General features: G+C 59.1%; 15 protein-coding genes. 3 read left to right on the top strand and 12 right to left on the bottom strand.

Translation table 11 applies throughout. The features are described from left to right. Nucleotides 1-2 precede the first annotated feature (2 nt). From HZB49_RS00075 to HZB49_RS00055, 5 genes are all read right to left on the bottom strand, one after another. Nucleotides 3-644, bottom strand: a complete 642-nt coding sequence (locus HZB49_RS00075) for an ATP-binding cassette domain-containing protein (RefSeq protein ID WP_291608394.1) — start codon at nt 642-644, stop codon at nt 3-5. Continuing rightward, a complete protein-coding gene (locus HZB49_RS00070) occupies nt 637-1,365 on the bottom strand; it encodes an ABC transporter ATP-binding protein (RefSeq protein WP_291608392.1) in 729 nt (242 codons plus the stop codon). Before HZB49_RS00070 ends, HZB49_RS00075 begins: the two co-directional genes overlap by 8 nt. Before the next feature lie 31 nt (nt 1,366-1,396). Continuing rightward, complete coding sequence (locus HZB49_RS00065) at nt 1,397-2,344, bottom strand: branched-chain amino acid ABC transporter permease (protein WP_291608391.1); 948 nt, start codon at nt 2,342-2,344, stop codon at nt 1,397-1,399. After that, on the bottom strand, nt 2,341-3,237 hold the full coding sequence (locus HZB49_RS00060; RefSeq protein ID WP_291608390.1) for a branched-chain amino acid ABC transporter permease: 897 nt from the start codon (nt 3,235-3,237) through the stop codon (nt 2,341-2,343). Before HZB49_RS00060 ends, HZB49_RS00065 begins: the two co-directional genes overlap by 4 nt. 90 nt (nt 3,238-3,327) lie before the next feature. Then, nucleotides 3,328-4,611 (bottom strand): ABC transporter substrate-binding protein, encoded by a 1,284-nt coding sequence (locus HZB49_RS00055; protein WP_291608388.1) that lies wholly within the window; start codon nt 4,609-4,611, stop codon nt 3,328-3,330. Nucleotides 4,612-4,799: 188 nt separating this feature from the next. Between HZB49_RS00055 and HZB49_RS00050 the strand changes: the two genes are divergently transcribed. The 3 genes from HZB49_RS00050 to HZB49_RS00040 all read left to right on the top strand — a co-directional run bounded on the left by HZB49_RS00050 (nt 4,800) and on the right by HZB49_RS00040 (nt 8,669). Further along, entirely contained in the window at nt 4,800-5,570 is a 771-nt protein-coding gene (locus tag HZB49_RS00050) for an IclR family transcriptional regulator (protein WP_291608387.1), read from the top strand. A 119-nt stretch (nt 5,571-5,689) separates the two neighbouring features. Continuing rightward, nucleotides 5,690-6,679, top strand: coding sequence for an MBL fold metallo-hydrolase (locus HZB49_RS00045; RefSeq protein ID WP_291608386.1), 990 nt, complete (start codon nt 5,690-5,692; stop codon nt 6,677-6,679). 985 nt (nt 6,680-7,664) lie between these two features. Continuing rightward, nucleotides 7,665-8,669: a LysR family transcriptional regulator gene (locus HZB49_RS00040; RefSeq protein WP_291608385.1), complete on the top strand. Its 1,005-nt coding sequence runs from the start codon at nt 7,665-7,667 to the stop codon at nt 8,667-8,669. On the opposite strand, the gene HZB49_RS00035 is transcribed toward HZB49_RS00040, so the two are convergent. The 7 genes from HZB49_RS00035 to trbJ all read right to left on the bottom strand — a co-directional run. After that, a complete protein-coding gene (locus tag HZB49_RS00035; RefSeq protein ID WP_291608383.1) occupies nt 8,642-8,884 on the bottom strand; it encodes a DUF2274 domain-containing protein in 243 nt (80 codons plus the stop codon). The two genes, HZB49_RS00040 and HZB49_RS00035, sit on opposite strands and share 28 nt — an antisense overlap. Nucleotides 8,885-8,896: 12 nt before the next feature. Continuing rightward, entirely contained in the window at nt 8,897-10,090 is a 1,194-nt protein-coding gene (locus tag HZB49_RS00030) for a TrbI/VirB10 family protein (protein WP_291608381.1), read from the bottom strand. Further along, nucleotides 10,090-11,031 carry a P-type conjugative transfer protein TrbG gene (gene trbG / locus HZB49_RS00025; RefSeq protein ID WP_291608633.1) on the bottom strand — a complete coding sequence of 314 codons (942 nt, stop codon included), beginning with the start codon at nt 11,029-11,031 and terminating at the stop codon, nt 10,090-10,092. The genes HZB49_RS00030 and trbG overlap by 1 nt, the downstream gene beginning before the upstream one ends. A gap of 32 nt (nt 11,032-11,063) precedes the next feature. Next, the gene (trbF, locus tag HZB49_RS00020; RefSeq protein ID WP_291608379.1) at nt 11,064-11,741 is read right to left on the bottom strand and encodes a conjugal transfer protein TrbF; all 678 of its coding nucleotides are present in this window, start codon (nt 11,739-11,741) and stop codon (nt 11,064-11,066) included. A gap of 86 nt (nt 11,742-11,827) precedes the next feature. Further along, complete coding sequence (gene trbL / locus HZB49_RS00015; protein WP_291608378.1) at nt 11,828-13,054, bottom strand: P-type conjugative transfer protein TrbL; 1,227 nt, start codon at nt 13,052-13,054, stop codon at nt 11,828-11,830. Continuing rightward, nucleotides 13,055-13,429 carry a putative entry exclusion protein TrbK-alt gene (gene trbK-alt, locus HZB49_RS00010; RefSeq protein WP_291608377.1) on the bottom strand — a complete coding sequence of 125 codons (375 nt, stop codon included), beginning with the start codon at nt 13,427-13,429 and terminating at the stop codon, nt 13,055-13,057. After that, the coding region (trbJ, locus tag HZB49_RS00005) for a P-type conjugative transfer protein TrbJ (protein WP_291608376.1) at nt 13,426-14,031 on the bottom strand (606 nt) is incomplete at its 5' end. The genes trbJ and trbK-alt, both read right to left, overlap by 4 nt.

Below are 14,031 nucleotides of genomic sequence, written 5' to 3'. Positions count from 1 at the left end.
GCTCATTGGACGATTTCGCCGCGATCGAGCTTGTAGATCCTATCGAGCCCGCGCCCGGCGTGTTGCAGATCAGCGCCGGAGAGGACTATGGAAAGTCCGAGCGGACGCAGTGAGGCCACCACCTCGGCAATGCGCTTGGAGAGCGCCGGTGCCACGCCCTCGAAGGGCTCGTCAAGCAGCAGCAACTTGCGACCCGACATGCGCGCGCGGGCAATGGAGACAAGCTTCTGCTGACCGCCCGACAATTGCATGGCCCGCCGCGTGCGAAATTCCTTAGCCTCTGGAATCAGGCTATAGACATCCTGCAGGCGCGCGTCGGCGTCACGAATTCCCGCCGACCACGCTGGGATCATCAGGTTTTCTTCCACGGTCAGTTCAGGAATGAGTCGGCGATCTTCGGGCGCATAGCCGATGGCTAGTTCAGCGCGCGCATGCGCTGGTCGACAGGTGAGGTTTGCGCCCTCGAAGGTGATGCCGCCTGCCCTCACCGGCAGCAGGCCCATGATGGCACGCATTAGCGTGGTCTTTCCAGCCCCGTTTCGGCCGATGATGCCGATCATCGCGCCCTGCGGTGCCGAGATCGACACCTTGCGTAGCACCTGCACCTGCCCGATCGCGACATCTATGTCTTTCACCTCAAGCATGGGCAGGCTCCTCGCCAATGATGAGGGTGCGCACCTGCGTGTCCGAAAGCACCACATCAGGTTTATCGTCGATCAGCACGCGGCCCTCGAAGAAGGCAAGCACACGGTCCGAGTAGCGGCGCACAATCTCCATATCGTGCTCTACGAAGAGCACGGTGAGCCCGGTGTGGCGGGCGGCTGCGATAACGCGATCCATGATGGCGAACTTCTCTTCCGCGGCGACACCCGATGTCGGCTCGTCCAGGAAGAGCACGCGTGGGCTGCGCGCCATGGCGATCGCGATGTCAAGCAGCTTGCGGATACCTTCAGGCAAGGTGCCCGCTAGTGAATTCGCAAACCCTTCCAGCCCAAACTCTTTGAGAAGTTCGACGGCGCGGGCTTCCAGTTCGTCCTCCGAGACCAGCGCGAAGCCGCGCAACCCGCGCGCCTGCTGCGCCGCAAGGGCCAATTCGAGGCTTTCGATAGCAGAAAGCGTATTAAAGAGCTGTGGGATCTGGAAAGAGCGCGCCACGCCCAGTCGAGTGATTTCGCGCGATGTAAGCCCCACGATCTCCGTGCCGTCCAATGTGATTGAGCCGGAATCGGGCCTCAGATACCCGGTGAGCATGTTGATGAACGTGGTCTTGCCTGCACCGTTCGTGCCGATCAGTCCCGAAATAGTGCCCGGCAGGATATCCACATTCACATCGCGCGCGGCAACCACCGCGCCGAACGACTTCATCAGATTCCTCGTACGAATGGCGGGTTCCATCTCACGCTCCCACCGTTGTCTTGGCGTGCTTGCGGCGCTTGTGCAGACCCGCCAGCCCCGCGGGAAGAAATAAGATCAGTGCGAAGATGATAACGCCGAGCACGAGTTGCCACGTGTTGGGGGCATATTGCGTAGCGTAGGACCGCACGAACTCAAGAACCAGCGCTGCGGCAAACGGCGTAATTAAGGAGGCCGAGCCACCGAGCACCGCAATTACCACGAATTCTCCGGAGGTCGCCCAGAAGGCCATTTCCGGGTCTACATGGCCAACGAGAATGCCCGCAAGCGCCCCACCGATGGCCGCGAGCACCGCCGAACCCACGTAAGAGATCCGCACGATTAGATCGGCACTGGCGCCGAGATATTCGACGCGGATTTCGTTCTCCTTCAGCCCCTCCGCCAGCCGCCCGAAGGCGGTGCGGGAATAAACATAGCTCGCCACGATGCCGCCTAGTGCGAAGCCGAGCACGACAAGCAGGCTCGAATACCGGGCGGTCCCACCGATTGGCATACCGAGGAAGGTGATGGACTTCACGTTAAAGCCATCAGTGCCACCCAGCGCCGCCGATTTCACCAGCAGGCCGTAAAGTATCATCGAAAGCGCCAGCGTGAGCATAGCGAAGAAGATGTCGCGATACCGCGCGATGAGGAAACTAACTACCAGCGCAAGACCTGTCGAAAGCAACACCGCCGCGCCAATCAGCAAGCTCGCCTCATGAACCTTGTAAAGGTGCGACAGGATACCGGCTGTGTAGCCGCCGATCGCATAGAAGAGTCCTTGCCCGAAGGAAACAAGGCCAGCGCGCATCATCATGACGAGACCGAGCACGGCGAGCCCTTTGGACAGCGCCACGGCCAGCAGGAAATTGATCGCCGGAAACGCATAGCCGACGCAGGCCACCGCAACTCCCAGAATCGCGATCAACGCGAAAAAGCGTGCGGCATTCATATCTTGCGGAGCTCCATGCCTGCGAACAGCCCCTTGGGCTTCACCACCAACACGAGAGCCATGACCGCATAAATCGAGAAGAGTTCGACCTCTGGCCAGAAATGCACCGCCGCAGAACGCACCAGCCCCACGACGAGGGCACCGATAATGGTGCCCGGAATGGAACCCAGTCCGCCAATCACCACCACGGCGAACATCATCACGACGACCTCGACTGCCATGCCGGGCACGACCGAAATCGTGGGCGCGGTGAGCGCACCACCTAGGGCCGCCAGCACCGAGCCGGTGATGAAAGCAACGAGGCTCCAGCGCGTCACGTTGATTCCTAACGTGCTCGACACCTCGGGATCATGGATCACCGCGCGCAGTATCTTGCCATAAGCGGTCTGTTGCAGAAAACTCGTCAGCACGACGCAGACCAGCACCGCCACGACCACGACAAGAAAGTTATAGCCGGGGTACACCAGCGTCCCGATCTTTACTACGCCCAACAATCCCAGCGGCTCGCCGACGATATAAGGATCGACGCCCCAGATCAGCTTGATCGCATCCTCCAGCACCAGAAATAGCGCATAGGTGACCAGCAGCATTACGATGGGATCGCGCCCGCCGAACAGCCGCAAGATGCCGCGCTCGACGATGAGACCTAGCAAGATGCCGCCGATAAGCGCCGACATGAAGATCGCCAGGAAAGCCCCCATCGGCGGCAAGCCTGCCGCGAAATACTGCCCGAGTGCGGTAGCGCAACAATAGGCACCAAAGGCATAGAAACTTCCATGCGCCATGTTGAGGATTTTCATCACGCCGTAGATCAACGTGAGCCCTACGGCGATAGTGAACAGCCAAGCGGCGTGCATGACCCCATCTATCAAAACTGCAAGCAGAGACGACATTTCGGATGCTCTTGAGCAAGGAAAATGCGGCGCGCGCCTTGGGAGAAAATCGGCCGCGCGCCGCCGTTCGGCGAAGCAGAGAACGGAGGATCACTTGACCTTAAGTGTTTTGATCCATTCAGAGGTCTTCACACCATCTGGCGGGTTCACCTCCTCTGCGGCGAAGCGGCGTACGTCCACCACGGTCGTCTTGCCATCCACCAGCTTCGTACGGCCATAGGCCGTGCCCTGAATCGCCTGTTGACCGCCGCCTAAGCTCATCTTCACCGTTCCCGAGGGGCCCTCGAAGGTTGTGCCCCTGAGCGCGCCAGCGATTTCATCGGTGGTCGGAGCCTTATTGGTGTCCCCGCCCTTGGCCTTCTCATAGGCGAACTTCAGCGCAAGCAGCGATTGGACCATGTGGTAGCTGGGATAGCTGGGCAACGCGTTGAACTTGGCTGAATAGGCGGCCCTTAACCACGTGTTGTAGGCGTTCTCTGGCGCAAAGATTGCGTTGGGCCCCCGCGCACCGATGATGGTGCCATCCGGAATCTGCTGCGCCTGTCGGTGCGTGGCAGTCTCACCAGCCGTTAGCACCACGTTCATCGTCTTGAAGAGATTGCGTGGTGCGCCTTGGAGCACTAACCCCTCAAGATCCCCGCCCCAGAAGGAGGAATGCAGCACCTCCGGCTCAGCCGCGAGAATAGCGGAGATTTCCGCATTGTACTGCCCCGCACCGAGCTTGGGCATTTGGGAGCTGACAACCACGGCTTGGGGACGGATGGCCTTTAGAGTTGCCTCGAAGTCATTCCAGCTATCTTGACCCCAGGCATAATTCTGGTTGATGCCTGCGTATTTCTTGAAGTCCTTGTTGGTCGCGTTCACGTAAATCGCAGCCGCGACGTTGTCCATGGCGGCGTGACCCACTGGACGAAAGACATACTTGTAACTGCCTTCCTCAAAGATGCGCGGCGTGCCGCAATCGAACAAGAGCAGCAGCTTCTTCATCTGCTCCGCTGCCGGAGCCACAGCCACGCAATCTCCCGAAGAAATGTAGCCGACGACCGCATCGACCTTCTGTTGCTCCACGAGGTTCTGGAATTCGGACACCTGTTTTGTAGCGCCGCCAGCCTCGTCAATCGTTACCAATTCAATGGCACGACCGCCAAAGCCTTTGGCGGCGTAAGGTGCGGGCAATGCTCCTTTGTTAGCGGCTTCGGCAAACAGATCGGCTGCGTTCTTGGCCGGGATGCCGAAGGGGCCCGCCGCTGCGCCGGAAAGGAAAGTAACGATACCGATGCGGAAAGCTGGAGCCTCCTGCGCTGATGCGCTGGAAGCGACAAATGCGGCCACCGAAGCCGCAAGAAGAAATCTAACAGAATGTCGGTTAGTCATATTTCCGTTCCCTCCAAAAAGCGTCGCTCATCGCTCCGGTTCTTCTTTTGCTCCTGACCGGGAAGAGGAAGCCCGCCTGCCCTTGATTGTTGCCAGTCGTTCAGCTAATAGAACGCTAGTCAATATGTGATACACAAAGGTGAAGTCTCGTGCAAGCGAAGAGAAGCCAAACGATGTTGAAGTCAGAAATGACGCGGCAACTCAATGAGGGCGGCGTGCCCGCCGTGGTTCGCGCAAAAGCGATCCTGGACTTTGTTGCTCAGTGCGAACTACCCCCGCATGTATCGGAGGTCGCTCGGCAACTCGATCTCCCCAAGAGTTCGGTGCACGGGCTCTGCAATACCCTGGTGTCCCTGGGGCTTCTGTTGCGGCAGGGGGCAGGCAACCTCGCTCTTGGCGGGCACCTCATGGTATGGGCGAACGCCTTTGCGGCTCGCTCCGACCTCATCACGTCCTTTCTTCGCTTGTGGGAGGAGACGCCAGCACTCCAGCGCCATACGGTGACGCTCTCCACGCTGGACGGCTCCGACGTGACGTATGTGGCCTGCAAGGAAGGTATTGCGCCGCTGGGCATTACTTTTCGCATCGGCATGCGCCTGCCCGCCGCTTTCACCGCTACCGGGAAGGCGATGCTCTCGACCTATGAGGACGCCACCATCGCCACGCTTTTCGCCGAGGGCATGCCGGAGCCGCTAACTCGTATGTCGGTGCGCCGGCTTGAGGATCTGCAACAGGAAGTCGGGCTCGTCCGCCAGCGCGGCTATTCCGTCGACAACTGCCAGGTTCGGGAAAGTATGTACTGCTTTGGCGCGCCAATCATGGGGTTTGCATCGCAGCGCGCTATTGGAGGCATCGCGATTTCGGTACTTGAAGGCGAAGTCAGTGCCGAAACGGAGCGAAAGCTGGGCGGCTTGGCTCGCGCCTGCGCGGAGAAATTGAGCCGCCATCTAGGCGGCTAAAATAAGTGCTTGCCAAGCAAGTCTAATTTTGTCCAATATTTTGGCTGTCGTTCATCTAATTGAACGATAGATACTGCGGGAAGTGAAGCCCGCTCGGAAACGAACCCTTGGAGAATTCCATGATCCACGATGCTTCGCGGACGATCGAACTGTCGCGCCGATCGCTTTTTGGTCTAGGCGCAGCCATTGCTGCCACGGCGGTGGCCGGGCCGGTTTGGGCTCGCGCACCCAAGCTTGGAACGCAATCGCCCTACTATTACCGTTTTGGCTTCGGCGAAACTGAAGTGAGCGTCGTCTCCGACGGGCCGCTGCCGCTGGGCGATCCATCCGGTGCCTTCCTGGGTGTCCCCAAGGAGGAGATCAGCGTGATGCTGACCCGCAACTTCCTCGACACCAAGAACGTCGTGCTGGAGCAGAACATTCCGATCGTCAACACTGGCTCCAAACTCATCATGTTCGATACCGGCATGGGCACCTCGCAACTTTTCGGTCCCACTACAGGGCGGTTGGGCAAAAGCCTCGCTGAAGCCGGCATCAAGCCGGAAGACATCGATGCCATCGTCTGCTCCCACGCGCATATTGATCACATCGGCGGGATTGTCGGCACAGACGGCAAGCCACTTTTTGCCAACGCCGAGATCTGGCTGTCTGAGGCCGATTTCAATTTTTGGACGGATGAGGGCAAGCTCGGCTCCAACCTCAAGGACTTCATCGTACACGCCCGCAAGAACCTGCTGCCGGTGCGCGATCGCATCAAGTTCTTCAAGGACGGACAGGAGTTCCTCCCCGGTGTTACCGCCATCGCAGCACCCGGGCATACGGTGGGCCACACCATTTTCTTGATCTCTTCCAGCGGCAGAAGCTTCTGCTTCATGGGCGATCTTACCCATCATCAAGTGCTGCTTCTCGAAAAGCCGGCCATGGAATTCGCCTATGACACCGATCCGAAGCAGAGCGCGCGGACCCGCATCCGTCTACTCGGCATGCTGGCGGACAAGCAGATTCCGGTCATGTCCTATCACTTCCCATGGCCAGGCTTCGGAAACCTTGCCCGCGCGGGTGAAGGGTTCCGCTTCTACGCTGAGCCAATGAAGATGATCCGCGGTTGATCTTGTTGAAACGAATTGGGCCGGAGGACTCACTCCGGCCCAGAAAAGAACTGAATGGGACGAGTAAGCCGTTTGAGGCTGCTTGCCTAGGTCGGTCGCGGCTCCTTGCTCAGCTAAAGACCACCATGAAAAGTTATGCGTGTCTTTGTAAACGGTTCTTCCGCATCAGCTCGACTTGGCCTGGGGTTCCTGTTGCATCTCCGTTAAGCCGCCGCAGATTGTTTCTGACCACCCTGCGATATCCGACAGCCAATATGAAGGGCTGCCTCCCATTCAACACTGCTGACGGGTCTCTTCAGTTGCAGCGGTCTTTTCTACCACGATGCGCCACGCCTCTTCGAGCGCCGACTCTCCCCCCGCTCGCCAGCTTGATCGCGCGCATCGCGATGACACAGTGAGATTTAATTGAAAGCAACCAGAGATGCCGCCAGACTCTGAGCATATTTCCTCGCATTAAAAGATTGTCTCGCGAACGACTGCTTTGCAGAAGGGATTGCTCGGCTATCGTCGCTCGACCAGCCGGGCATTTAGCGATAGACACAAGAGCCTTCTTTCCGCCGGACCCATGCGGTTCGCCTAAAAGCCAACATTTGTCGGCGCCTCTAGGCAGGTGTCGCCTGAAACGGCGAGGTAGCGATCTCCAGAAAGAACGGCATCGCTGGCCAGATGGCTTCCGACGTTACAGTTTGTCCGCAAAGTCTATGCTTGTCTCAGCTGGCCAGGATCGACCGGTATCCTGCGAAGACGCTTGCCTGTTGCGGCAAAACTCGCATTGCTGACGGCCGGAACGATCGCCGAGGTGCCGGCTTCGCCTATTCCACCCGGTGGTTCGGCGCTTTGCACGATGTGCACCTAGAGATCGACAAGGAACGCAAACTATTGAGCTGGCGATAGGCATGCCTATCGGTCAATAGACATGATCCAAGGTTGGTTCACCTATGCCAGTAGCTAACCACCGCCCATTCGCAACTAAGAATCGTCTTATTTGTCTGTACAACCGGTGTCTCCTTTCCATTTGGATGGTGCGGCTATCATGGAGCGCCCTAGCTTTCCCGGCCTGTTAATAGGAGGACGGCCTGTTGGCGTAAATTTTGATCAACTCCAACATGCTATCGCAGCGTCGGATTACGGCAGCTTCCGGCAGGCTGCCGAAGTGCTGTCCATCAAGCAATCGACCCTTAGTCGGTCAATTCAGCTACTCGAATACAGTCTTGGAGCCAATATATTTGAGCGATCAAGCGGTGGAGTGCGTGCGACGTCGGCTGGTCGCTATTTCTTGAAGGTAGCACGCTCGATAGTCGAGCAGATAGACGCACTTGCTGCCACTACAAGGGCAAGCGGCCGTGGCGAAGCCGGCCGACTCGCAGTTGGCTTCTGTACATCTCTCGCCGCGGGCAATCTGAGAGCATCGTTGCTGGATCTCCTTCAGAAATTTCCTCAAATCGAACTCGCTACCGTGGAACGACGGCGCGCACATCTGATGGCGGCGCTTCGTAATGGCGTGCTGGACGTTCTGATCTTGACGGGAGGAATATCATCTCAAAGCACAAGCAGAAAGGCGCTTTGGAATGAGCGGGTGTTGGTCGTCTTGCCCGCGGAACATCCTCTAGCAGAGCGAGAAGTCATTTATTGGACTGACTTACGGGGCGAGACCCTTATCTTGAGTCACTACGATCCCGGGCGCGAAATTGAGGATTTGTTGGTTTCGAAACTTGTTTCACCCGATGATCGACCGAAGATAGAACACCACGATATCAGTCGTGGCATTGTAAAGAGCCTGGTCACAATGAAGGTAGGCATCAGCCTCGTTCTGGAATCGGATGCTGGCGCCACTCTTTCTGGCCTCGTATATCGGGAACTGCGTGACGGCAGTGGACCGAGCGTATTGAGCTATTCAGCCTATTGGCAAAAGGACAACGAAAACCCTGCCCTGGAAACCTTTCTGAAGCTGCTCTCCGAACGCTACCCCTCACCTTGCTTGGGAAGTTGACGCGCACGGCGGACCTTGGCAAATGCTCGATCCGTTGCCATGAACCGCGCCAGCATGGGCGCGATTAGCTTGACCGGGTCACCAATTGATTGTCCGCTCTGTCGCGCGAGAGCTTCGGCATAAGCGACGAGGTCGCGATGAACGCTTGCGGGCAGCTCATGTGTGACCTTGACCGGCTTGTCTTCGGCAAACGCGCCGAGTTTAAGTTTTGCCATGTCGGTCTGCCCTTATCCTTTGTAAGGCTCAAGCACGAGGTCGCGATTGATGATCACGCGAACCGGGAAACCTGGCCGGATTGTGAGCGTCGGTTGAATGTTGAGGTTCCGACGAACGACTTCCTGTCCGGTCTGATTGAGAGAATTTGCGGCCCCCTGACGGAGCGCCTGAAGAATGGCCGTGTTGGATCCGGTGTCCGCGCCAGATCCGAGCTCTGAACCCACACCGAGCAGTGTCGACAAGGCCGCTGCTCCGAGCAACTCCTTCCAATGGTTGTCGACCTCATCCTCGAGACCGGAATACCCCGCGGTATCTGCCCCCTGCTGTCTTTCGAGCACGATAGAGCGACCATTCGGCATGATCAGCCTTGTCCAGACCAGAAGCACGCGCGACTGTCCGAACGATACTCGGCTGTCATAGACACCGATCAAGCGCGCTCCCTGCGGGACAAGTCGAGCCCGACCGGTCGGTGTGTCAAAAATATTTTCGGTTACCTGCGCGGTGATCTGGCCCGGCAGGTCGGAGCGGATCCCAGTGATGAGCGCTGCCGGAATGATGGTCCCGGCCTGAATTACGAAAGGCGAAGCCGGCTTGGCCAAACGGTCAGGACTAGTGGTGCGTCGATCGACAGAAGCGTTAACGAACGCAAGTTTGCGGTCTTGACCGTTCTGAGCAAATGCGTCGTCAGATGAAGCTGTTCCGTTTGCAGCGGTTTCATTGGTCGGGCTTTGACTAGGTGACGGGCGCGCAACGGTATTGGCAAAGACCTTGCTGGTACGAGCTGCTTCACTCTCCTGGCTGATCCGTTGCTGTTCCGCATCGACTGCAGTTGGGCCAGTTTGGGTCTGCGCTGCGACAATCGGACGGCCAAGATCACCCGGTAAAGGTGGCCCCAGTCGCGGCACGTCCGGAGGAATCGAGCCGTAGTCCTTGGGGAGGTTCGCAAGCTTGTCGGCCACGTTGTGGTGATCGGTCGAGTAGAGTTCGTCCGGGGCAGGAGCCCGCTTCTCGCGTGTTTGCAGCGCCAGGAGAACGGCAGCGGAAATCAGGGTGAGCACCAACGCGGTGCCTCCGATCAGTGCTTTGCGCGAGAGCCGCGTGACGTGCGGGTGCTCCGGCCGCAACCGGAACGAACTCGTCATCTCTGCCTCGGATGCCGGCCGAACACCCGCCGTGTTTGCGCCCTCCTGTTCGGTATTGCTCATCATGATCTCCCATCGGTTCTGATGATGCGGACCTTTTGCTGGTCCTCACCCCCCAGCCGTAGTTCGGCGGCCGCGAACAGCCGGTCGACAATCAGGACGTTACCGAACGCCCGGTAGTTGACGAGGCCCGTCTTGCCGTCGGAGTTAATGACGAATAGCGGGGGCATCTCGCCTTGCCCGATACCGGGCGAGAACTCGATGTAGATCTTGCGGCCGTCGTCATAGGCGCTGACGGGGCGCCAGGGAGGATTGTCGCCCTCAAAGGTGTATCGATAGCGCCGTTGGGCAACGTCGGGAATGAAGGGCTTGGGCGGAAGCGCACGACTGCGCGCGGCTCGGTCTTCAGGATAGAACCAGGAGACCGATGGCATGTATGATTTTTCACGCGAGCGCAGCTCGATCAGGTACGTCCGCCGATCTGTGTTGAGCACGAGGTTGGTTTCGATGGCGGCCCGTGTCGGCTTGACCATGATATGGACCCGCCTTGTGTCGCCACTGCCACTCTCGGTATCTCCGACCACCCAGCGCACCGTGTCACCCGCGGATATGGGTCCGGAGCCGATCAATTGCTCACCTGGCTCCAGGGCAATGTCCGTGATCTGCCCCGGCGCCGCATAGATTTGATAGAGCGCGCCAGGGCTGTATGGAAACACCTGAACCGCGTTGAAGTATCCCGCCTTCCGAGGCTGAACGCGAGCCGCATCGTTGGCGCTTTCGATCCGTTCAACGGGTGCTTCGGCTTCCTTCTCCTTGCCACCCCGCGCCGGCGTCCAAGCGGGTGGGACGTGAAGGGAGCGCGGCCGATCGTCTGCAAGCGGCGGCTGATTGGGCAGCTGCGGGATTTCGTCGTCATAGCTGATCTGCGGAGGTTTGAATGTTGTGCATCCCGCGAGGGCATATGCACAGATCAGGAAAACCGGAAACCCTTTCCCCATTTTCATTCGCAGTGAACGTTGATTAGTCGGCATCACTGTCAAAACTCCTTGGACCAGTTGATGGCGTTGACGTAGATGCCAAGGGGGTTTTTACGCAGCCGATCCATGTCGCGCGGCGGTTCCACGACAACACTGACGATGGCGCTCCACCGCTCGGTCGCGGCAAGCTGACCATTCTCGTAGCGGCGTTCGATCCAGGCGATGCGGAAGCTGTCGGGCGAGGCCCTGATAACACTGGACACTTCGACGGCGACCTGGATCTTCCCGACTTTTGTAAACGGGTCGTTATTGCGGGCGTAGTCGTTGAGCGCAGCTGCGCCGCGATCGGTTGCGAAATCATACGCCCGAAGCCAATCCTCGCGCAGCACGATGGCATCCATGGGGAGGCCGCGGACGTGTTCGATGAAGCGGGCGAGATGGAAGGCAATTTGAGGGTCGGTTGCCTTGTAGGTCACACTTGCCGGCGCGACCGCCTTTGCGTCGCCGATGCGATCGACTTCTACGACCCACGGCGTAATTGACCCCTGTGCCGACTGCCATACGAGAGCAGCGGCAAAGCCGGCAGAGAGGAATAGACAACCGAAGGCCATCAAGCGCCAATTCCTGGCCTGGACACGCGCCGAGCCGATCCGGTCATCCCAAACCTGCGCGGCTTTCTGGTAAGGCGTAACCGGCTGCGGTGTGCGGCCATAGTGAACGGCCGATCGCTTGAACATGTTTGACCTCGACATACGGGAAATCGGGCGTGGGTGGCGTTTGCTGCGTTTGAAGAGTTTTGGGAGGTGCTCCGATAGTGCTGATCTCAGCGCTCTGGATCCCTGAGATCGACGGAGGCCCCACCTCCGCCGTGATCCCCGGACCTCAGCGCCTGCGTCGTCGCCGAGACACCATGACTGACCGCCTGTCTACGTTTCATGCGGCGAACCCAGGCGGGTGCGCTTCCGGAAGAAGCATCTGCGCTACCGGCTTCATCGCCCGCGGCATTTGATCTGCCAAAGCGGGCGGCAAGCGATCGCAGGGGACTCGCTGCAGAGGCGCCCGTCTCCCCGGCCTGCGCTCCCGTCCGAAACGCGGATGAAGCGCCGCCTACGAGCGCGCTGCCTCCCCTCGCCGCGCCTCCAACCATGCTGCCGGTGAGAGCAGCGCCGCCTGCTGCGAGTGCTGCTCCGGCGGCTACCACGCCGCCTGCAGCCATCGTGGTTCCAACTGCTGCACCGGCCCCAAGTTGCGGACCGCCAGATACAATGCCGTTGGCAATTCCCGGCCCGAAGATACCGAGGCCCAGCAACGAGAGGGCCGCGAGCACCAGCGCCATAGCATTTTCAATCGTCGGCTGGTTGCCGCCGAAACCCGAGGTGAACTGGGAGAACAGGGTCGATCCGATGCCAACGACGACGGCAAGTACCAATACCTTGACGCCGGACGAGATGACATTCCCGAGGACGCGCTCGGCTGCGAAGGCGGTCTTCCCAAACAGGCCGAAGGGAATCAGAACGAAGCCGGCCAAGGTCGTCAGCTTGAACTCGATCAAGGTGATAAAGAGCTGGATGGCGAGGATGAAGAACGTCAGCAGCACGACGATCCATGCAAACAGCAGCACCACGATCTGTACAAAGTTCTCGAAGAAGCTGACGTAGCCCATCAGCCCCGAAATCGATTCAAGGATCGGCCGTCCGGCGTCCAGGCCGACCTGGGCGATCCGCCCAGGTCTCAAGAAATCTGCGGACGACAAGCCCGTGCCAGAGGCCTTCAACCCCAGACCGGCAAAGCTCTCGAAGACGACGCGTGCAAGGCTATTCCAGTTACCGATAAGGAAGGCAAAGACGCCGACAAACAGGGTCTTCTTGATCAGGCGAGCGATGATGTCCTCATCGGAGCCCCAGACCCAGAACAGGCCCGCCAGCGTGATGTCGATGGCTACTAGTGTGGACGCGAGATACCCGACCTCATTTCCGACCAGGCCGAAGCCAGAGTCGATATAACGGGTGAACGTTTCCAGAAACTGGTCAATGATGCCTGTACCGCCCATTCATCGCTCCGTCGGCTTTGGTGCCGGAGACAAACCGGACAGCAAACGGCTCTGATCCTTGAAGGAGGCAGACGACGTGGCATCTGGATCGGGCTGGGCTGGATTGCGCGGAGGGTCGCTGTTTTGCCTGAGGAATTGGCGGCGCTGTTCCGCCCAAACCTTTCGGCATTCGGAAAGCCTGTCTTTTTGCTCGTAGCTAATCGAACGACATCGCTCGAGTTCGGCTGCTACAGGATCGGGTTCTCGGACGACCGATGAGGCGGGCTGGAGCTGATTCTTTTCGTCGCGCAGGGGGATTGTGCAGGCAGCAGCGAGCACGGCGACAAGGATTGTTACGCCGAGAGACAGCGCTTTGAATGCGTTAACTTCGCTCATTGGTGGAACATCCGCACTGTCGTGGGCTGGTAGCCTCGGCTCTGCGCCAGGAAGCGCCGGAGTTGTTCCCTGCCCTGGTCCTGAGCGGCCGTTCGCTGAGCCGATTCCAGATTTTGCGCGCGGTTCTGGGCGGCCACTGTCGCCGTGAGATCGGCCAGTTGTTGTGCCTGAAGCGCGAGCAGCTGGTTACCGGCCTGGCTCGCTTGCAGCGCGCCCGTTGCACCCTGGCTGGCAGTGACGAGCGTCGACATCTGAGCGCGATTTGTGTCGAGGTTACCTACTACCGTGGCCTGCACCCGCATGGCATCTTGAAAGCCCGCAACCGAGTTTTGCCAGCGCACCTGCGCATTGGCAATCAGCGCTTGGTCCGCAGCGTCGGGGGATGCCGGCGCATATGTGGTAGAGAACGCGCGATCGATTTGCTGGATGTCGAAAGAGATGCGCTGGACTTGGGCGAGCAATTGCTGCGTACGCTGGATTGACTGCTCCAACTGCTGCAGTGACGAATAGGGCAAGCTCGCGAGATTCCTGGCCTGATTGACCAGCATCTGCGCCTGATTTTGCAGCGATGTGATCTGGTTGTTGATCTGCTGCAGGGCTCG

It is taken from the genome of Bradyrhizobium sp., assembly GCF_016219575.1.
Taxonomy (GTDB): Bacteria; Pseudomonadota; Alphaproteobacteria; order Rhizobiales; family Xanthobacteraceae; genus Bradyrhizobium.
Note: the sequence above shows the minus strand (reverse complement) of the source record. Positions and strands in the feature narration are given on the sequence as shown.

Excerpts from the sequence above, each read along its gene's own strand:
- HZB49_RS00075 (WP_291608394.1), bottom strand. The coding sequence starts at position 644 with ATGCTTGAGGTGAAAGACATAGATGTCGCGATCGGGCAGGTGCAGGTG.
- HZB49_RS00070 (WP_291608392.1), bottom strand. The coding sequence starts at position 1,365 with ATGAAGTCGTTCGGCGCGGTGGTTGCCGCGCGCGATGTGAATGTGGAT.
- HZB49_RS00065 (WP_291608391.1), bottom strand. The coding sequence starts at position 2,344 with ATGAATGCCGCACGCTTTTTCGCGTTGATCGCGATTCTGGGAGTTGCG.
- HZB49_RS00060 (WP_291608390.1), bottom strand. The coding sequence starts at position 3,237 with ATGTCGTCTCTGCTTGCAGTTTTGATAGATGGGGTCATGCACGCCGCT.
- HZB49_RS00055 (WP_291608388.1), bottom strand. The coding sequence starts at position 4,611 with ATGACTAACCGACATTCTGTTAGATTTCTTCTTGCGGCTTCGGTGGCC.
- HZB49_RS00050 (WP_291608387.1), top strand. The coding sequence starts at position 4,800 with ATGACGCGGCAACTCAATGAGGGCGGCGTGCCCGCCGTGGTTCGCGCA.
- HZB49_RS00045 (WP_291608386.1), top strand. The coding sequence starts at position 5,690 with ATGATCCACGATGCTTCGCGGACGATCGAACTGTCGCGCCGATCGCTT.
- HZB49_RS00035 (WP_291608383.1), bottom strand. The coding sequence starts at position 8,884 with ATGGCAAAACTTAAACTCGGCGCGTTTGCCGAAGACAAGCCGGTCAAG.
- HZB49_RS00030 (WP_291608381.1), bottom strand. The coding sequence starts at position 10,090 with ATGAGCAATACCGAACAGGAGGGCGCAAACACGGCGGGTGTTCGGCCG.
- trbG (WP_291608633.1), bottom strand. The coding sequence starts at position 11,031 with ATGAAAATGGGGAAAGGGTTTCCGGTTTTCCTGATCTGTGCATATGCC.
- trbF (WP_291608379.1), bottom strand. The coding sequence starts at position 11,741 with ATGTTCAAGCGATCGGCCGTTCACTATGGCCGCACACCGCAGCCGGTT.
- trbL (WP_291608378.1), bottom strand. The coding sequence starts at position 13,054 with ATGGGCGGTACAGGCATCATTGACCAGTTTCTGGAAACGTTCACCCGT.
- trbK-alt (WP_291608377.1), bottom strand. The coding sequence starts at position 13,429 with ATGAGCGAAGTTAACGCATTCAAAGCGCTGTCTCTCGGCGTAACAATC.